This window comes from Vitiosangium sp. GDMCC 1.1324 (genome assembly GCF_003044305.1).
Lineage (GTDB): Bacteria > Myxococcota > Myxococcia > Myxococcales > Myxococcaceae > Archangium.
Map to the genome: position 1 here is coordinate 127,583 of NZ_PZOX01000027.1, position 17,805 is coordinate 145,387.

The window sequence follows — 17,805 nt, forward strand, 5'->3', positions numbered from 1 at the left end:
AACGTCTAGCACATTTGTCCAAGACGCTCGTCCCGACACGGGGGTAGGTTCCCCCCATGGGAAATCGTGAGGACCTGCTCGCCGGAGCCAAGCGCTGCCTGTACGAAAAGGGGTACGGGCGGACGACGGCACGCGACATCGCCGCCGCTTCGGGAACGAGCCTGGCGGCCATCGGCTACCACTTCAAATCCACCGAGGCGTTGCTGAACGCGGCCATCCTCCAGGCCATCGAGGAGTTGGGGGACGAGATACAGCGCGCGCTGGCCACCGAGCTTCCACCCGGGGCCACGACGCTGGAGCGGTTCGAGGCCAACTGGAAGCGGGTGCTCGAGTTGTTCCCCAAATACCGGAGGCCGTTGTCCGCGAGCGTCGAGGCCTACGCGACGGCCGAGCATGTGCCGGAGGTCCGCCAGCAGCTCGCCGCCGGACTGGAGGAGGGGCGCATCGGGCTGGCCCAGATGTTCCACGGCCTCGATGCCACCGCGGACAGGACGGCGTGGGCGGTGGGCTCGTTCTACCAAGCGCTCATGAGCGGCCTGGTGGTGCAGTGGTTGATCGACCCGGAGCACGCCCCATCGAGCAAGGACCTGACCGACGCGCTGCGGACCATCGTGGCGAGCGTCGCGCAGGCCGACGCGAAGGGCACGGCCCAGAAGGAGAAGGCCCCGAAGGGCACTCCCGGGAAGGACAAGGCCCGGAAAGGCAAGGCTCCCCCGGGCGGCGGCAAGCAGGGCTGACCGCTCGGGGCTCGTCCCCCTGCCCCCAGGGCCCAGCGCCACGTCCGGTTCCCCACAACCGGGCTCCACATGCCCCGTCGTCCAGGGCACTTCGAGGTCCCACGCGGGGCAACGCGCTTCCCAGACGTGAGGTGGCGCACGGCCCCCTCGCGCGCCGGGGCGAAACACTCCCCCGCCCGAGGACCGCTCCCTAGCTTGAAGGGACGATGCGGAGCACCCTCGAGGCCCGGCGGGACACGGGCCAGCTGGAGCCTCGTCCCTGGAAGATTCGGGCCGCCAAGGAGCTCTCCGCGGCGCGCTCGCGCATGCTGCGGATGCTCGAGGGCCTCCCCGAGGAAGCCCTCACCCGCCAGCACTCGCCCCTCATGTCCCCCATCATCTGGGACGTGGCCCACGTGGCCAACTACGAGGAGCAGTGGCTGCTGCGCGCGCTCGGCGCCTCCGCGCTCACCGACTCCGCCTTCGACTCGCTCTACGACGCCTTCCGCCACCCGCGCTCCACGCGCACGCGCCTGCCGCTGCTGACTCCCGAGCAGGCCTTCGCCTACGCCACCCGAGTGCGCGAGGCCACGCTCGAGTGGATGCAGCACGTGCACGAGGACTCGGACGCACCGCTGCTGCGCGGGGGTTACGTCTACGGCATGGTGGCCCAGCATGAGCAACAGCACCTGGAGACGCTCGCCGCCACGCTGCAGCTCATGACGGGCCACGCGTACCGGCCCACCGCGCTCGCGCGTCCGCGCCCCGTCCGCGTGGCGCAGCACGAGGTCTTCATCCCCGGAGGCCCCGTGCGCCTGGGCAGCGACGCGCTCTGGGCCTACGACAACGAGCGCCCCGCGCACACGGTGGAGGTGGCGCCCTTCCTGCTGGACGCGCACCCCGTCACCAACGGGGACTTCGTCGTCTTCGTCGAGTCCGGGGGCTATGGGGACGCGCGCTGGTGGGACCCGAAGGGCTTCGAGTGGATTGAGTCCCAGGGCATCCACCATCCGCTCTTCTGGGAGCCGCAGGACAACGGCACCTGGCTGCGCAGGCGCTTCGGGTGGGTGGAGCCGATTCCACGGGACGAGCCCGTGCAGCACGTGTGCTGGTACGAGGCGGACGCGTACGCGCGCTGGGCCGGCAAGCGCCTGCCCACGGAGACCGAGTGGGAGAAGGCCGCGGCGGGCTCGGACGTGAGGCCGCGCGTGCACCCCTGGGGAGACGGAGCGCCCACGGCGAGCCAAGCCAACCTCGGGGGCAACACCTGGGGCCCCGCGCCCGTGGGCAGCTACCCGGCGGGCCAGAGCGCGGACGGCGTCTGGGGGCTGCTCGGGGACGTGTGGGAATGGACGGCCAGCACCTTCGGCGGGTACGCGGGCTTCAAGGCCTTTCCCTACCGGGAGTACTCGGAGGTGTTCTTCGGGACGGAGTACCGCGTCCTGCGAGGCGGAGCCTGGGCGAGTGCCCCCGTGGCGGTGCGCAACAGCTTCCGCAACTGGGACTACCCCATCCGCCGACAGATATTCGCCGGCTTCAGGTGCGCACGGGACGCGAGGTGAGCCATGAGACGGAGGGCGGGGATGGGCGGGACGGGACTGGAGAGGCAACGGGAGCTCTCGGTGACGGTGGAGGTGCACGTGCGGCCGGGGGATGCGCGGCGGGCGCTGCGCTCGGAGGTGCTGGCCGGGCTGTGTAGCGGGCGCCAACCCAAGGAGCTGTCACCGAAGTGGCTCTATGACGAGCGAGGCAGCCAGCTCTTCGACGAAATCACGCGGCTGCCGGAGTACTACCCCACGCGGCGCGAGCGGGAGATTCTGGAGGCGCACGCGGGGGACATCGCCCGAGCGAGCGGAGCGGACACGCTGCTGGAGCTGGGCAGCGGGAGCAGCGAGAAGACGCGGCTGCTGCTGGACGCGATGCGGAGCACGGGGAACCTCCGACGCTTCGTGCCCTTCGACGTGAGCGAGCGCTTCCTGCGGCAGGCGGCGGAGGCGGTGGCGCGCGAGTACTCGGGGCTGCGGGTGCACGCGGTGGTGGGAGACTTCGAGCGGCACCTGGGGAAGCTGCCCGGGGGAGGACGGAGGCTGGTGGCGTTCCTCGGGGGCACCATCGGCAACATGAAGCCGGCCGAGCGGGCGCGCTTCTACGCAGAGCTCTCGGCGGGACTGGAGCCGGGCGAGGGACTGCTGTTGGGGACGGACCTGCTCAAGTGCCGCGATCGGCTGTTCGCGGCGTACAACGACCGAGCAGGAGTGACGGCGGCGTTCAACCGCAACGTGCTGAGCGTGCTCAACCGCGAGCTGGAAGCGGACTTCGAGCTCGAGGCCTTCGAGCACCTGGCGCCCTTCGACGAGGAGAACGGCTGGGTGGAGATGAGACTCATCTCGGTGAGGCCACAAGCGGTGCGGCTGCCGGCGGTGGAGCGCTACGTGAACTTCGCCGAGGGCGAGGTGCTGCGCACGGAGGTGAGCTGCAAGTTCCGCCCGGAGCAGGTGGAGGCGGAGCTGACGGCCGCGGGGCTGCGGCTGGTGGAGCGCTGGACGGACGCCGCGGGGGACTTCGCCCTCTCGCTCGCCCTCAAGCGCTGACGCTCACGCTCCACGGGCCTCCACGGCTCCAGAACCCATGCGGGCAGGAGAGCGCGCGTCGTGACGACCTGACGTGCGGGCCGTCACGACGGCGCGCACGGAAATACGCCTGCTCGCTTGGAGTTGCGGAAACAAACACCACCCGACATTGAACGGGGACGAACCTCGGAGGCCGCGTCCGGAGGCAAACACCTCTGGAGCCGACAGCCCAGCGCGAAGAACCTGCTCACGCCCTCGGGCGTTGACGCACCCACGAGCCAGTGGTCTGGCCTCCCGGCAGCGAGGGGCGGCGGGCACGAAAGCCTTTCACACATCCACCAGAGCGCCGGCCGTCCGGGGGGAAGGGCCGACTCCCTGGTGCGCAGGGGGGATTCATCGGGCGCGCGACCGGAGAGCATGGGGCTCCAACGTCGCGGCGCCCGATGTCTTTTCAGGGCCCACCGCTCAGCGCGGCTGCTGGAACTCGATGCCCCGGCAGGCCTCGGTGGCCTGGTGCACCTCGTCGGCGGTGACCTCCGGGAAGGTGGCGCACAGGAAGAGGTCCTTCTCCACGCGCCGGGCGCCGAAGAGCGCCGGGTACGGCGAGCCCACGCCACCATCGGACAGCCTCGCCGAGAGCTTCACCTGGACGAGCGAGAAGTCCGCCCCGCCCTCCTTCTGCTCGACCGAGTGCTCGAAGCCCTGGAAGGACTTCGTCACCGACTGGGCGAGCTCATCGGGCGAGGGCAGCGCCGGGCCCTGGCCGGGACGCAGGTCCACGCGCAGCACCGGACGGCCGGGCGGACCGAACTGGAAGCTGCCATCCGGCATCACCTGGGCGGTCCACCCGGGCGGCATGGGCACCTTCACCCCGACGCGGCGCTGGGGAGTCGGAGGGGTCTCCGGGTGCTCGGCCTCGGGAAGCGGCTCCGGCTCCTCCTGCTGCCGCTGCTTGCAACCACCACAGCCGGCCGCCAGCACGGCGAGCGCCACCGCGGCGGCGCGGGCGTGCTGGCGCACGGCGTGGCGCACTACTTCTTGCCCTCGCCACCCGGAGGCGGCGGGCTGCCACCTCCCTTGCCGAGGTTCTCCATCTTGCTGGTGCCCTCGAAGATGACGCCGCGGTCCATGGTGAGCGCGGGCGACTCGAGGTTGCCCTTCACCCGCGCGGGAGCGTGCAGCTCGATGAGCTGCGCGGCGCGGATGTTGCCCTCCACGGTGCCGTTGACGATGACGGTGCCGGCGTTGATCTCCGCCTGCACGCGGGCCCCATCACCGATGACGAGCACGTCCTTGGTGATGATCTGTCCGTTGAACTTGCCGTCGATGCGAACCTGACCCTCGAAGGTGAGCTTCCCCTCGAACTCACTGCCCTTACCGAGCAGCGTGTGAACCTCACCCGGACGCGTTGCCACGGATTCATCCTCCCGTCTGCTACCTAGAAGCGGTACGTTGGTTTTCTCTTCTTTTTTCCCGAGGAGCGCCACGCGCTACTCCTTCCTGAGTACCTTCAGGATGCGATCGAGGTCATCGTACGAGAAGTAGTCGACTTCGATGGTGCCTTTTCCACTGCCCTTCTCCACCAAACGCACTTTGGTGCCCAGCAAACGCTGAAGTTCCTCCACCAGGGACTTCACCTGGGGACTGGGCTTCTTGTTGGGGGTGGCGGAGTCCTTGGAGGCCTTGGCGCTGCCCTTGGCCTGCTGAACGAGCTTCTCGGTGTCGCGCACGCTGAGCTTGCGGGCGGCGACCTGGGCGGCCAGCTCCGTCATCTCGGGGATGCGGGGCACGCCGAGCAGCGCGCGGGCATGGCCTGCGCTCAGCGCGCCCTCGGCCACCATGCGCTTCACCTCGTCGGGCAGGCCGAGCAGGCGCAGGGCATTGGCCACGGTGGAGCGCTCCTTGCCCACGCGCTGGGCCACCTGGTCCTGGGTGAGGCCGAACTCCTCGACGAGGCGGTGATAGCCCTCGGCCTCCTCCATGGGGTCCAGGTCCGCGCGCTGGAGGTTCTCCACGAGCGCGAGCTCGAAAGCCTCGACCTCCGTCACCTCGCGCACGATGGCGGGAATCTCATGGAGGCCGGCGGCCTGGGACGCGCGCCAGCGGCGCTCACCGGCGATGAGCTTGAAGCCGTCGCCATCCTTGCGCACGAGCACCGGCTGAAGGACGCCCTGCGTCTTGATGGACTCGGTGAGCTCGCGCAGCTTCGCCTCGTCGAAGTGGCGGCGCGGCTGGAGGTTGTCGCGCTTGATGGCCTCGATGGGGAGCTTGATGACGCTGCCCTTGGGAGGAGGAGCGGGCTCGGGAGGAGCCACCACCGCCGCGGCGGTGGCGGGAGGAGGAGCGGCCTGGGGGATGAGGGCGGAGAGGCCACGGCCCAACGCCCGCTTCTGCTTGTCACCGTTCAGCACTGCGGAGACTCCCGCCGGGAGGGCCCGGCATCATCCGCCCGGAAGGGCGGCCTGGTTCTTCACTTCGTCGCAGGGCCGGGTGGACCAGGGAACCCGGCCTGCCTGTCCGGAACGAGACGCCGCTCCGGCGGGTCCATCACTTCACTTCGGCACCTTCCGCCGGGAGGACTCGAACACCCGGCATGCCTGTCCGGAACGAGAGACCGCTCCGACAGGTCCGTCACCGCACTTCCGCCGGGTGGACCCGAACACCGGCGTGAGGCCCGGGGCTCACCCGGACCAGGAGTTGCGTTGCGCCACCAGAGGAGCCGCCCGGCTGCCCGCTCGGAGCGGCACTCCACGCCGAAGCCACCGAGGGGACCGTCGCCGGAAGTACCCGGTCGCCAGCCTGGAGAGGGAACCCGCGCCCGCCCTCCCTCCGCTCCGCCGGACGCCACGGGGACACGGCCATCCGCGCGAAGCATCCCGTCTCACCGCGGCCGCCTCCTCGGGAGGCTGGGACTCGAGAGCCCCGGGTCCCCGCGCCGGACAGGAGAGGAACCGACCGGAAGCCCGCATATATAAGGATACGGGCGGCGGCCGGCTCGAGCGCTACGCCACCTTGCGAGCGGGAGGCGGGTTGGGCTCGCGCTGCATGATTTCGCGGCCGAGCGCCAGGTAGCTCTCACAGCCCTTGGACTTGATGTCGTAGAGCAGGATGGGCTTGCCGAAGGACGGGCACTCGGACAGGCGCACGTTGCGCGGGACGACGGCCGTGAAGACCTGCTCCTTGAAGAAGCCCCTCACGTCCGCGACCACCTGGTTGGCGATGTTCGCGCGCGAGTCGAACATGGTGAGGAGGATGCCCTCCATCGTCAGGCCCGGATTGAAGGCCTGCTTCACCAGGTCGATGGTGTGGTTGAGCTGAGAGAGGCCCTCGAGCGCGTAGTACTCGCACTGCAGCGGGATGAGGACGGAGTCCGCCGCGATGAGCGAGTTGAGCGTGAGCAGGCCGAGCGAGGGCGGGCAGTCGATGAGGATGTAGTCGTACTGCTCGGCCACGGGGCGGAGCGCGTCGCGCAGGCGGTACTCGCGGCGCTCCTGGTTGACGAGCTCGACCTCGGCACCGGTGAGGTCCGGGGTGGCGGGGACCACCTGGAGGTAGCGCAGCTCGGTGGGGTGGGCGAGCTCGCCGATGGGGCGGCCACCGAGGAGGGCGTCATAGACGGTGCCCTGGAGTTGGTCGCGCTTGAGCCCGAGTCCGCTGCCGGCATTGCCCTGGGGGTCCATGTCGACGAGGAGCACCTTGCGCTCGGCGGCGGCGAGGCTCGCGGCGAGGTTGATGGCGGTGGTCGTCTTGCCGACGCCGCCCTTCTGATTGGAGATGCAGATGATTCGACCCACGTGGCCCATCCTTGCGACGCCCCGAGAAGTACCCGGGGGCTCTGCGGGGGAGGCATGTAGCGACCCGCATTGATCCACCAAATCGTCGGCTGATCCAGTCCGCGACCGGATCAGACTTCTAGCCTGCCTGCCTGACATCCCCGCCCCACCCCGCCCGGGAGAGCGCGGGGGCGAGGCCCCCGAGGCCCCCGCCTGAAAGCCGCGAGGAACCCCTGCCCCGCGGAGCGCGGAGGAGCGCAGACACCGACGCGCACGACCCGGGAGACCTAAGGAGCACCGGGCCCGAGCGCCAGGAGAAGCACCCCGAGCCCCCCTCGGGCGGAAAAGACAGACCCCGTGCGCCCCATGTTCCACGTGGAACACGCCCGGGACACCGGTCCGAGGAGTCCCTGCTGTGCACGTTCTCTGGCGGCCCGGCCCCTGCGCCGCGCATGGAGCGACGCACGGGAAGACGGGAGTCATGGCCGGACCCTTCTCCGCGAAGATTCCGGACCCGGAGGCCCGGCTCGAGCACCTCGCCGGACTCGTGCACGCCGGGCACGGCACCGTGGCCGGACAGGTCCTTCAGCGGCGCGGAGTCTCCCGCTCCAAACCCCCAGGGGTGTCCAACGCATGGACCAGACCCTGTCCAGGAGGACACGGCTCGGCTCGGGAGAAGCGGAGGAACTCGCCACGCTCTGCCGTACGGCCGACGCCGACCAGGTCCTCTTCTGGAATCCGCTCACCCCACCTCAGCGCGAAGCCCTCGAAGCGCTCACGGGCATGGACGTCCGCGATGCCGCCTCGCTCGGGCTCGGGTGAGGGACGCAGCGAGCCGCTCGCCGGGGGCCCTCGTTCCACGTGGAACACGCCCCGGCCCGAAGGCCGCCCTCCCCCGCCCCTCCACCGTGTTCCACGTGGAACACGCATCTGCTGAGGGAGCCCCCGGTCCAGGAACACGGAGCAGCACCCCGGAAGGACGGGCCCTCGCGCGGGGCCGCGTTCCACGTGGACCCCCTGTCCTTCTCGGGCACCCACCCGTGCGACCTGGGGGAGGCCTCCAAAAGAACAGCCCCTCACTCCCCATCAGGCTGTTCCACATGGAACCGGCCCCGGCCGAGAGGGCCTCCGCCCCTGTCCCTTTCCCAAACCTTGTTCCACGTGGAACACGCCTTCGGAGCGGGATCTCTCAGCGTCCCGGACCTGGAGCGGCGTTCTGGACGGAAGGACCCTCGCACCCAGACCGGCGTTCCACGTGGAACACGCCCGGCCGAGAAGGCACCTCCCCTGTCCCTTCCCCAAGCCTTGTTCCACGTGGAACACGCCTTCGGAGCGGGGTCTCTCAGCGTCCTGTGCCTGGAGCAGCGCTCTGGATGGAAGGACCCTCGCACCTGCAGCGTCGGCGATCCACGTGACTCGCCCAGCCGAGACGGCGCCCTCCCTCGTCCCCTCCCCAAACCTTGTTCCACGTGGAACACGCCTTCGTCGCGGGGGCGCTCATCACCTTGGGCTTGGGGCCGCGTTCGGGTTTCACGAGGTCCCCCGGCTGAAAAGGGACCCTCCCCTTCCCCAAACCTTGTTCCACGTGGAACACGCGCCTGTCCCCGGGCCCCCTCTCCGCATCCCCCTCCGCCCTGTTCCACGTGGAACACGCCTCCAGGGAAGGAGTTCGCCACCTCGGGTACGGGCAGCAGTCCGGACGGTCGGAGCCGGTTTCGGGGGAGGACCGCCCCTGCCCTCTTCAACCCGCGACCAGGGCCCGTCTCACGATGTCGCGAACCACCGCAGGAGTGACGGAGGTCTGGTGCGGCCTCACCCAGTTGTCGGGGTGGCTGACCACCCGATTACCGATGAGCACGCTTCCGGGCTCCGTCGTGCACGCCTGGACCGCCCACTTCATCGGAGCTCGGAAGGCCCCCTGCGCACAGGTCGGCTTCTTGCGAATCCTCCAGGCGGACTCCGTGTCGCCGACTCGGACCCGGCGGCTGCCTTTCTTCGGAATGGCCGTGAGCGGCCCGGACCGGCGTTCCACGTGGAACAGGTCCTGATGGGAGGCGTCCTCCTCCCGCCGAGGTCGTCTTCTCCTGCCTGGACAGGGCCTGGCTCGGGGCACCCGCGTCTTGTCTGGTCCTCGGGCGTGTTCCACGTGGAACACGCTTCCGTCCGCTGGAGGGCTCCGCCCGGGACTGCGGTGCACCGGCTCCAGCAAAGCACTGGCTCCGGCTTCCTCCCTGTCGGGCCGACGTTCCACGTGGAACACACTTCCGCCGGTAGAGCGGCTTCGCCCGGGACTGCGGTGCACCCGCTCCAGGACGCACTGGCTCCGGCTCCCTCCGTCTCGGGTCAGCGTTTCACGTGGAACACGCTCCCTCCCACTGGAGGGCTCCGCCCCGTGAGCTCGGGGCCATGCTTCCGAGGGCATCTGCTCCGCTTTTCGGGTCCACGTTCCACGTGGAACGCACTTCCGCCGGCAGAGCGGCTTCGCCCGGGACTGCGGTGCACCGGGCCCAGGAAGCACTGGCTTCGGGTCCCTCGACCTCTCGCTCTCGCCGATGTTCCACGTGGAACTCGCCTCTGGGGACAGAGAGGGCTTCGCCCGGGACTTCGGAGCATCGGGTCCAGCGACTCGACTCCGGGTTCCTCCAGCTCGGGCCGGCGTTCCACGTGGAACCCGCGTCCGGCGGCAGGATGGCTCCCGCCCCATGCTTGGAGCCCAGCTCCGCCTCCCCCCAAGGCTCGCTCGGCAGAGACTTCTTCCTCATGCTTGTTCCACGTGGAACTGCACCGCGGGCAGGCGCCTCACCGGGCATCACGTGGCCCGGGAACTCGCGGCGTCGTCTCAAGGCCCCCATCGAGGGACTTCAACGCTCGATTCCCTCACCCGGGTCGCCCTCCGGCTCCCCGCCTCCTCCTCCCCATTCATGGCTGGGACCTGGACCGTGGAATGAAACTCTTCCCCTCCTCTGGGCACCTTCGCTCGCGCGGTACTCCGGGCCCGCGCCTCCACCCTCCTTCCCCGGTCCCGACATGCGTTTGTTCACGTCCCTCCGCTGCGTCGCCCTCTCTTCTTGTGCCGCGCTCGGCGTCTGGCTCTCCGGCTGTGCCCACGCCCCCTCCCCTTCCGCTCCGCTCGCGCCTCCTCCCGCCACGGCCACCTCGCAGCCCGCACTCCCGGACATGGCGCCCCCCGCTCCGCTTCCTCCCGGCCACCTCGACGCCGAGCGTGCCTATGCCCTGCTCAGCCGCGGGGAGCCGCAGCAGGCCCTCGCGCTGTACCGGCACGCCTGGGAGGTGGGAAACCGCGACCGGCTCGCCAGCTACAACGCCGCCATCGCCGCCGTGCGGCTCGGCGCCCAGGCCGAGGCCCTCTCCTGGTTGGAGCGCTCGCTAGAGAATGGCTACCGGGATGCCGCGTACCTCCGCGCGGATGAGGACCTCGCGCCTCTGCGTTCCCTTCCGGAGTTCACCGCCCTGCTCGAGCGCATCCCCTCGCTCCCGACCCCCGCCTGGGAGGTGGGCGCCCACCCCGAGCTGAAGCGCCTGGTGGAGGAGGATCAGTCGGACCGCCGGCCTCCCCCCAAGACGCCCGAGGCGTGGAAGGCAGTCTCCGCTCGCGACACCCAGCGCCGGCAGCGCGTGGACGCGTTGATCGCCGCTGGCGAGGCCCGCGTGGCCGCGGACTTCTTCGCCGCCGCCCTCGTGTACCAGCACGGCAAGGCCCCCGAGGACCACGCCCGCGCTCGCGAGCTCGCCGCCGAGGCCGCACGGCGCGGTCACCCCGGAGGCATGTGGCTCGCCGCCGCCGCGTGGGACCGCTGGCTCATGAACGCGGGCCTGCCTCAGCGCTTCGGCACCCAGTACAAGACGCCTCCCGAGGGCGGCCCGCCCCAGCTCTACACGGTGGACCCCTCCGTCCCGGACTCGGAGCGCCAGCGCTGGGGCTTCCCTCCCCTCTCCGAGATTCCCAAGCACCTCTGAGCAGGCAGCGCGCCTCGACTCCTTCGCTGCCGCGCCCTTCCTGGGAGGCCCGCCCCACGTCCCCTCTCCCGGAGGACGTGGGGTTGATGCGCGGATGCTCGGACTACTCGCTCCGCACCGGTCCGTCGTGCGCCACCGGCGTGAGGGTCCCGGTCATCACCACCGAGCTACTGCGGTCGATGCGGAGCAGCAGCATCACGGGAGCCCCACTTCACGCCGCTCCACAGCACCAGCGCGCCGAGCAGCGCCAACACCCCGAGCAGCATCGACATGAAACCCGGCCTGACCGCCGCGGACTTCGGCCCACCTCTGGAGGGAGGTCTCCGCCGCGGCGAGCTCGTCCCCGACTTCGATGCACGGGACGGCGTTCTCGTCCTCCGTGAGCCCATCGGGCCATCGAACGTCATCGTGAATTCCTTCAGCTGAATCTTCATGGGTCCGTCGCTCCTCTTCCGAGGTTCAACCAGCCAATAGCGAAACGCCCTATGCGCTCCGCTTCTCAGGAGAAGGGGCGGCGTCGAGATCGTGGATCTCGTGGCCCGCCTGGAGCCGGAGCCGATGCAGCCACGCTCCCGCTCACGCCAGGCATTCGGGCACCGGCACTCCTTCCTTCAAATGTAGGGGGATTTGGCGCCTCGCCCTCAGCGCTTCAGCTCGCGCTCACCAGACCCGGGCAGCTGACCGGCGCTGGGAGTGCCGCCGCTTGTCCTCGGCGAACTGTCCCCGTGGCACAATGGAGAACAGCGGTCTCCCGTGTTCTTCATCGCGTCGTCCACGAGAGTGAATCCTTCATGAAGTGCCTGGTTCTGGTGCTCCTGCTCGCCTTGGGTTGCGCCACTTCCACCTCATCCCCACCCACCACTTCGGACGAAACCATCGCCAGGGGGCCGTGGTCGGAGGTGCCCGCCGTGGAGATGCCCACGGGAGACACCTCCATTCCCATCAGCCTGCTCCAGGACGTGGCGGACGCGCTCCTCAAGCGCCCGGGTGCCAGGGTTTGTGACCCGATGTCGAAGCGGCCCATCCCCGGCCTGTCCACCGAGTACTGCTCGACCGTGTATGTCGCCGGAGACCGCGACTCCCTCTCCTGGCGCGTGACCGAGCCCAACCCGGGAACCCACAACCGTTGCAACCCGTTCTTCGTCGTGAAGGACGAGGACTACCCGGCCTCGCAAGTATGGGTCGTGGGCTACGTCCACAACCATCCCTGCGGCGCGGCTCCCTCGTCGCTCGATCTCAGAGCGTGGCCCACGGACACATTCAAACCCTATGTGGCCATGGCGGAAGTCCGCCTGATTCCGGGCAACCCGGCTCCGGCCGTCCACAAAAACACGGACATCGAGATGGCCTCGGCGCTGGTGGCCGAACGCCAGGACGGCACACGCGTCTACCTGCGCTATTTCCCCACGGGCGAAATCCAACAGTGGAGCGCGGTGAAGACCGGCTGGGTCACCCTCGGGCGCTGCACCCCTCGCAGGGACAGCCGCGCGCCTCAATGCGACGAACCTCTGAGCTTGTTGCGTGAGTAGGTGCCCATCATGTGGCGACAGCCAGGGAGATGGGACTCAGACACGCTGGTGCACCCGTGGGGTGAAGCGTCCTCAGTCCAGGTGCACTTCAGGAGAACGAGATGATCAAGGCGTATGCACTCGCAGGCCTGGCAGCGGTGCTTCCCGGATGTGTCACGCCGGCCACGGCCTGGAAGGGAAAGGTCGAGTGGCCCGCTGATTACTCAGGCAAGAACGTCGTCCCGTTCATGGACGCGAGGGCCGCGCTCGCTGCGGCGGCCGCGGTTCGCGAAATGGTGAGGACCAACCCGTTTCCAAATCTGTTCTGGGGATGCGACACCCCGGAGCAGGGGCTGGACGTCGCCGTCTACACGGGCCCGACCCCGGGCTTGTATTACGTGCTGGTGGACCAACGCTTCGATCGATGCGGCGGCCCGAGCGTGCGCGTGCTCGATGGATGGTACGAGTACGCGGTCACGCCCCAGGGCCAGGTGGTGGCGGAGGCTCCCTCTCCTCCCGAGGAGGACTCCTCCGCCTCCCCTCCCCCGTCCAGCCCTACTCCCGCTCCCGAGCAAACACCGCCACCTGCCGCTCCGCCCCCGAAAACGGAAGGCGATACGCCCTCGCCGATACCACCTTCAGCCCCCGCTTCTCCGCCTGCGCCCGCAACTCCTCCTCCGGCTGCGCCTTCCCCAGCATCGCCACCACCCTCCCCCCAGCCGCCAGGTACGCCGGCGCCAGGTCCAGCCAGTCCGGCAGGTCCATGAAGGCCCTCGCGATGACCCGGTCCGCTCTCGGCAGCCCCTCCGCTTCCGGCTTGCCCTCGGCTCGCGTGTGCACCGCCTTCGTTCCCGTCAGCCCAAGGCCCGGGCTCGCGATCACCGCCTTCAGGTAGCCCACCTTCTTCCCCACCGCGTCCACCATCGTCACCGCCAGCGACGGCCTCGCCATCTTCAGCGGCAACCCCGGGAACCCCGCCCCCGCTCCCACGTCCAGCACGCTCCCCGCCCCCTCCACCTCCGGCAACACCGCCAGCGAGTCCAGGAAGTGTTTCTCCAACACCTCCTCCTCCGCCGTTATCGCCGTCAGGTTCACCTTCGCGTTCCACTTCAGCAGCTCGCCCATCAGCCGGTGCAGCCTCCCCGCGACCTCCCCCTCCACCTCCACCCCCAACTGCCTGCTCCCCTGCTGAATCTGATCGGCGAAGCGCGCGTTATCCACAGCCAGCCCTCCCTGCTCGGGGTCTCAACCCCTCGAAATGACTCGCACCTTGGGCTTCCACAAAGTTGCCCACACCTTCTCCACACCCCCCTGTGCGATCAGACATCGCACTCGCGAGGGCCTCCGCCGCCTCCCACCCCCCCCCTCTTCAGCGCCACCAGCAACAGCGAGAACGCCGCCGGCGTCAGCCCCGGTATCCGCCTCGCCTGCCCCACCGTCGCCGGCCTCACCTTCTCCAGCTTCTCCACCGCCTCCGCCGACAGTCCTCTCACCTCTCCATAGGTGAAGTCCCCCGGAATCCTCCACCCGTCCCACGCCTCCGCCTCCCTCGCCGCCGCCTTCTGCGCCATCGCGATGTAGCCCTCGTACTTCACCTCCACCTCCACCTCCTCCACCACGTCCTCCTCCAGCTCCGGCCACCCCTCCGCCTTCTCCGCCGCCAGCCCCGCGTACGTCACCTCGGGCCTCTTCAGCCGCGCCGCCAGTCCCGTCCGCTTCAGTCTCGCCACCTCGTCCGCCACCGCGCGCCCTCGCGCCTCCACCCGCTCCAGCACCTCGCGCGATACCAGTCCCACCCGCGCCCCGTGCCTCGCCAACCGCAGGTCCGCGTTCCCCTCCCTCAGCTTCAGCCGGTGCTCCGAGCGGCTCGTGAACATCCGGAAGGGCTCGTCCACCCCCTTCGTCACCAGCTCGTCCACCAGCACCGCCCCGTGCGCCTCGTCCCTCCCGAGCTCCAGCTCCGGCTCTCCCCTCACCTTCAGCCCCGCCTGGATTCCCGCGTACAACCCCTGGAACGCCGCCTCCTCGTAGCCGCTCGTCCCGTTGAGCTGCCCCGCGAAGTACAGGCCCTCCACCCGCTTCGTCTCCAGCGTCTGCTTCAGCTGCGTCGGCGGCGCGTAGTCGTACTCCACCGCGTACCCGTACCGCGCCACCTCTACCCGCTCGAGCCCCGGTAGTGTCCGCAGGAACTCGAGCTGCACCTCCGCCGGCATGCTCGTGGACAGCCCCGCCGGGTACACCAGCGGGGACTCGGGGCCCTCCGGCTCCAGGAACACCAGGTGCCGCTCCCGCGCCGAGAAGCGCACCACCTTGTCCTCCAGCGATGGGCAGTAGCGCGGGCCTCGCCCCACAATCTCCCCCTGGAACAGCGGCGAGCGGTGCAGGTTGCCGCGCAGAATCTCGTGCGTCCGCGCCGTCGTGTACGTGAGCGCGCACGTCACCGCGGGCTGGTTCGGAAAGGGCTCGCTCCCCCGTGCCCACTTCGTGCGCAGCGACAGCGGACGCGCAGGCACGTCTCCCGGCTGCGGCTCGAGCGCCGCCCAGTCGATGCTGTCGCGCAGCAGGCGCGCCGGCGTTCCCGTCTTGAAGCGGCCCAGCGTGAAGCCGAGCGTCCGCAGGGACTCGGACAGCCCCTTCGCCGCCTCATCGCCCAGCCGCCCGCCGACTTCCTTCTTCTCGCCCACGTGCATGAGCGCCTGGAGAAAGGTGCCCGTGGTGAGCAGCACCGCCCTCGCCTCCACCTGCGTCCCGTCCCCGAGCACCACCCCCGCCACGCGTCCGCCCTCGGCCACCACGGCGGAGACCTCGGCCTCGTGCACCGTGAGGTTCGCTTGCGCCCACAGCACCGACTGCATGGTGCGCGCGTAGGCCTCGCGATCGCACAGCACGCGGCTGGCCTGCACCGCCGGGCCCTTCGAGGCATTCAGCGTCTTGAAGTGCGTGCCCGCCAGGTCCGCCACCCGGCCCATCTCCCCGCCGAGCGCGTCCAATTCCCGCACCAGGTGGCCCTTGGCCGTGCCTCCCACCGCGGGGTTGCAGCTCATCACCGCGGCGCGCTCGCGCTTGAGGGTCAGTCCCAGCGTGGACAGGCCCATGCGCGCGCAGGCCAGCGCGGCCTCGCAGCCCGCGTGCCCCAGGCCCACCACGATGACGTCATATCCGTGCTTCAGGTGCATGGTGTCTCTCAACCCTGCTTTACCCGCTTTCATTGACGATTCCATCCTCGAGGTCCAAGCTCTCGAGTCCGTCCACCCTCCAGCCGAGCACTCCAGGGGTGGGCGCGCCGAACGGCCACGGAGAGGAGACGGACGTGACGAAGAAGGAAATCGTGAGCTTCAACCCGGTGGTACGGGACATCTCGTCGCTGGTGGAGCTCGAGGACGAGGCGTTGGACCAGGTCCTCGGTGGCCGCGCCATCGGCGACGTCTCGGGCTGTCCCACCGATAACGCGTGCGAGCCCAACTGCCGCGCCAACTGCCCCAACCTCGCCTGAGGCGCGGGCCTCGGAGCCAGTGATTCACGGGCAACGCCGGGGAGGGACGGGCTCTCTCCCCGGCGTTCGCGTTTGAAGCCGCTCGTCGGGAGAGGTCCCCACATGTCGACGCAACCCAGAAGCACCCCGGAGCAGGGACTCGAGGACATGGTGCGGCTCGAGCCGCTCGAGCTGCCCACCACCCCCTTCCTGCCTCCGGGAGTCGCGCCGCTGAAGCTCTCGGCGAGCGAGCTCGAGGGCCGCGGCACGCTGCGCACCAGCAGCTACACCCTCTACGTGGACCTGCCCGGCAACCCCGACGACATGCTGCTCGTCCAGGCCTACACCGGGGCGTATGACCTGGTCTCCAAGCGCGTGGCGACGTACCTGCGCTCGCTCGAGGCCCGCCACGCCCCCAATCCCCTCTACGGCTCCTGGACGCCCGAGCCTCCCATCGAAGGCGAGGTGTCCCGGCCCTCGGACGAGAGCATCGCCCTGCTCAAGCAACGCGGCTACCTCGTCACGCTCACGCTCGAGGAGGAGGAGGCCCTCTTCGTCAAGCTGAGCGCCCGCCACCACCTGGCCAGCCTGCGCCGAGCGCCCCACTACGTCGTGATGCCGACGTACCAGTGCAACCTGCGCTGCCCCTACTGCTTCCAGGACCACATGCGCACGGACGCGAGGTACTCGCACCTGCTGCGCGTCATGGACCGGAGCATGGTGGACCGGCTGCTCGTGGGCATGCGCAACATCGAGGCGGCGCACGGGCTCGCGGCGGACGCGAACGTCACCCGGGGCATCACCTTCTTCGGCGGCGAGCCGCTGCTGGCGCGCAGCCGCCCCATCCTCCAGTACTTCCTCGAGCGCATGCGCGAGCGCGGCAAGGTGCGCGTGAGCGCCGTCACCAACGCCACCGAGCTCGAGGCCTATGAGGACCTGCTCGGCCCGGAGATGCTCGCCACGCTCCAGGTGACGCTGGACGGAGTCCCCCAGGAGCACGACCGGCGGCGCATCTACCCGGATGGCACGGGCTCGTTCGAGCGCATCGCGCGCAACATCACCCTGGCGCTGGAGCGCGGGGTGAACGTGAACGTGCGGATGAACATCGACCGGGGCAACATCTCCCAGCTGCCCACGCTGGCGGAGCTGTTCGAGGCGCGCGGCTGGAGCGGACACGGCCACTTCTCCGCCTACGTCGCGCCCATCCACGCCGCCAACGGCAACGTGGACGCGAAAACCACCTTCACCTCGTGGCAGCTCACGCGCGCCATGGAGGAGCTGCGCCAGCAGCACCCGGGCGTGAGCCGGATTTCGCTCACGGACGACTCGCTCCAGGCGAGGGCCCGGCGGGTGTTCGACCAGCAGACGGCGGACACCGGCCTGAGCACGGCATTCTGCGGGGCGCACACGGCCATGTACGTGCTGGATGCCTTCGGGGACATCTACGCGTGCTGGGAGCGCACGGGGGATGCGCGGCAGCGCATCGGCCACATCACCGAGTCCGGAGAGGTGTTGATGAACCGGACCCAGCTGCACGCGTGGCGGGGGAGGAACGTGGTGTCCAACCCCGTGTGCCGCAAGTGCCGCTACGCGACGTCGTGTGGCGGAGGCTGCGCGGTGCTCGCGGAGGGAGCCAGCGGCACGCTCTACAAGAACTTCTGCGACGGCTATGCGCAGCGCTTCCGCGCCAGGGTGGCGCAGGCCTGGCTCGAGCACGTGAGCGGCAAGGGACCCGGAGCCAGCGTCGCGCGCCTGTGCGAGACGTGAGCGCGCCCGCCCCGGGTGGGC

At 69.8% G+C, this 17,805-nt stretch carries 15 protein-coding genes; 9 read left to right on the plus strand and 6 right to left on the minus strand.

Translation table 11 applies throughout. The features are described from left to right. Window positions 1-56 precede the first annotated feature (56 nt). The 3 genes from DAT35_RS49110 to egtD all read left to right on the plus strand — a co-directional run bounded on the left by DAT35_RS49110 (window position 57) and on the right by egtD (window position 3,307). Complete coding sequence (locus tag DAT35_RS49110; protein ID WP_108076295.1) at window positions 57-737, plus strand: TetR/AcrR family transcriptional regulator; 681 nt, start codon at window positions 57-59, stop codon at window positions 735-737. Between the two features lie 206 nt (window positions 738-943). Then, on the plus strand, window positions 944-2,278 hold the full coding sequence (gene egtB / locus DAT35_RS49115; RefSeq protein ID WP_108076296.1) for an ergothioneine biosynthesis protein EgtB: 1,335 nt from the start codon (window positions 944-946) through the stop codon (window positions 2,276-2,278). Window positions 2,279-2,281: 3 nt separating this feature from the next. After that, entirely contained in the window at window positions 2,282-3,307 is a 1,026-nt protein-coding gene (gene egtD / locus DAT35_RS49120) for an L-histidine N(alpha)-methyltransferase (protein WP_199243240.1), read from the plus strand. A 444-nt stretch (window positions 3,308-3,751) separates the two neighbouring features. Here egtD and DAT35_RS49125 read toward each other — a convergent pair whose 3' ends face one another. The 4 genes from DAT35_RS49125 to DAT35_RS49140 all read right to left on the minus strand — a co-directional run bounded on the left by DAT35_RS49125 (window position 3,752) and on the right by DAT35_RS49140 (window position 7,080). Then, on the minus strand, window positions 3,752-4,306 hold the full coding sequence (locus DAT35_RS49125; RefSeq protein ID WP_108076334.1) for a hypothetical protein: 555 nt from the start codon (window positions 4,304-4,306) through the stop codon (window positions 3,752-3,754). Between the two features lie 11 nt (window positions 4,307-4,317). Further along, window positions 4,318-4,773: a bactofilin BacM gene (bacM, locus tag DAT35_RS49130; RefSeq protein ID WP_108076298.1), complete on the minus strand. Its 456-nt coding sequence runs from the start codon at window positions 4,771-4,773 to the stop codon at window positions 4,318-4,320. A 3-nt stretch (window positions 4,774-4,776) separates the two neighbouring features. Beyond that, window positions 4,777-5,697, minus strand: coding sequence for a ParB/RepB/Spo0J family partition protein (locus DAT35_RS49135; protein WP_108076299.1), 921 nt, complete (start codon window positions 5,695-5,697; stop codon window positions 4,777-4,779). A gap of 591 nt (window positions 5,698-6,288) precedes the next feature. Continuing rightward, on the minus strand, window positions 6,289-7,080 hold the full coding sequence (locus tag DAT35_RS49140) for a ParA family protein (RefSeq protein ID WP_108076335.1): 792 nt from the start codon (window positions 7,078-7,080) through the stop codon (window positions 6,289-6,291). A 612-nt stretch (window positions 7,081-7,692) separates the two neighbouring features. Here DAT35_RS49140 and DAT35_RS59520 point away from each other — a divergent pair. The 4 genes from DAT35_RS59520 (at window position 7,693) to DAT35_RS49160 (ending at window position 12,566) form a co-directional block, all read left to right on the plus strand. Next, entirely contained in the window at window positions 7,693-7,881 is a 189-nt protein-coding gene (locus DAT35_RS59520) for a hypothetical protein (protein WP_158502195.1), read from the plus strand. Window positions 7,882-10,086: 2,205 nt separating this feature from the next. After that, complete coding sequence (locus DAT35_RS49155; RefSeq protein WP_108076302.1) at window positions 10,087-11,037, plus strand: hypothetical protein; 951 nt, start codon at window positions 10,087-10,089, stop codon at window positions 11,035-11,037. A gap of 270 nt (window positions 11,038-11,307) precedes the next feature. Continuing rightward, window positions 11,308-11,463, plus strand: a complete 156-nt coding sequence (locus DAT35_RS59525) for a hypothetical protein (protein ID WP_158502196.1) — start codon at window positions 11,308-11,310, stop codon at window positions 11,461-11,463. Window positions 11,464-11,828: 365 nt separating this feature from the next. Further along, complete coding sequence (locus DAT35_RS49160) at window positions 11,829-12,566, plus strand: hypothetical protein (RefSeq protein ID WP_233262164.1); 738 nt, start codon at window positions 11,829-11,831, stop codon at window positions 12,564-12,566. A 534-nt stretch (window positions 12,567-13,100) separates the two neighbouring features. Here DAT35_RS49160 and rsmG read toward each other — a convergent pair. Both rsmG and mnmG read right to left on the minus strand, forming a co-directional pair. Beyond that, the gene (rsmG, locus tag DAT35_RS49170) at window positions 13,101-13,766 is read right to left on the minus strand and encodes a 16S rRNA (guanine(527)-N(7))-methyltransferase RsmG (RefSeq protein ID WP_108076303.1); all 666 of its coding nucleotides are present in this window, start codon (window positions 13,764-13,766) and stop codon (window positions 13,101-13,103) included. A gap of 98 nt (window positions 13,767-13,864) precedes the next feature. Further along, a complete protein-coding gene (gene mnmG / locus DAT35_RS49175; protein ID WP_108076304.1) occupies window positions 13,865-15,721 on the minus strand; it encodes a tRNA uridine-5-carboxymethylaminomethyl(34) synthesis enzyme MnmG in 1,857 nt (618 codons plus the stop codon). Window positions 15,722-15,855: 134 nt separating this feature from the next. On the opposite strand from mnmG, the gene DAT35_RS49180 reads away from it, so the two are divergent. Together DAT35_RS49180 and DAT35_RS49185 are read left to right on the plus strand one after the other, a co-directional pair. After that, on the plus strand, window positions 15,856-16,038 hold the full coding sequence (locus DAT35_RS49180) for a hypothetical protein (RefSeq protein WP_146210201.1): 183 nt from the start codon (window positions 15,856-15,858) through the stop codon (window positions 16,036-16,038). A gap of 102 nt (window positions 16,039-16,140) precedes the next feature. Further along, the gene (locus DAT35_RS49185; RefSeq protein ID WP_233262165.1) at window positions 16,141-17,784 is read left to right on the plus strand and encodes a radical SAM protein; all 1,644 of its coding nucleotides are present in this window, start codon (window positions 16,141-16,143) and stop codon (window positions 17,782-17,784) included. Window positions 17,785-17,805: the final 21 nt, after the last annotated feature.

Bases quoted from the DNA above. Each gene is read 5' to 3' on its own strand.
- mnmG (WP_108076304.1), bottom strand. From the start codon at position 15,721: ATGCACCTGAAGCACGGATATGACGTCATCGTGGTGGGCCTGGGGCAC.
- DAT35_RS59520 (WP_158502195.1), top strand. From the start codon at position 7,693: ATGGACCAGACCCTGTCCAGGAGGACACGGCTCGGCTCGGGAGAAGCG.
- DAT35_RS49155 (WP_108076302.1), top strand. From the start codon at position 10,087: ATGCGTTTGTTCACGTCCCTCCGCTGCGTCGCCCTCTCTTCTTGTGCC.
- egtD (WP_199243240.1), top strand. From the start codon at position 2,282: ATGAGACGGAGGGCGGGGATGGGCGGGACGGGACTGGAGAGGCAACGG.
- DAT35_RS49110 (WP_108076295.1), top strand. From the start codon at position 57: ATGGGAAATCGTGAGGACCTGCTCGCCGGAGCCAAGCGCTGCCTGTAC.
- egtB (WP_108076296.1), top strand. From the start codon at position 944: ATGCGGAGCACCCTCGAGGCCCGGCGGGACACGGGCCAGCTGGAGCCT.
- DAT35_RS59525 (WP_158502196.1), top strand. From the start codon at position 11,308: ATGAAACCCGGCCTGACCGCCGCGGACTTCGGCCCACCTCTGGAGGGA.
- DAT35_RS49160 (WP_233262164.1), top strand. From the start codon at position 11,829: ATGAAGTGCCTGGTTCTGGTGCTCCTGCTCGCCTTGGGTTGCGCCACT.
- DAT35_RS49185 (WP_233262165.1), top strand. From the start codon at position 16,141: ATGTCGACGCAACCCAGAAGCACCCCGGAGCAGGGACTCGAGGACATG.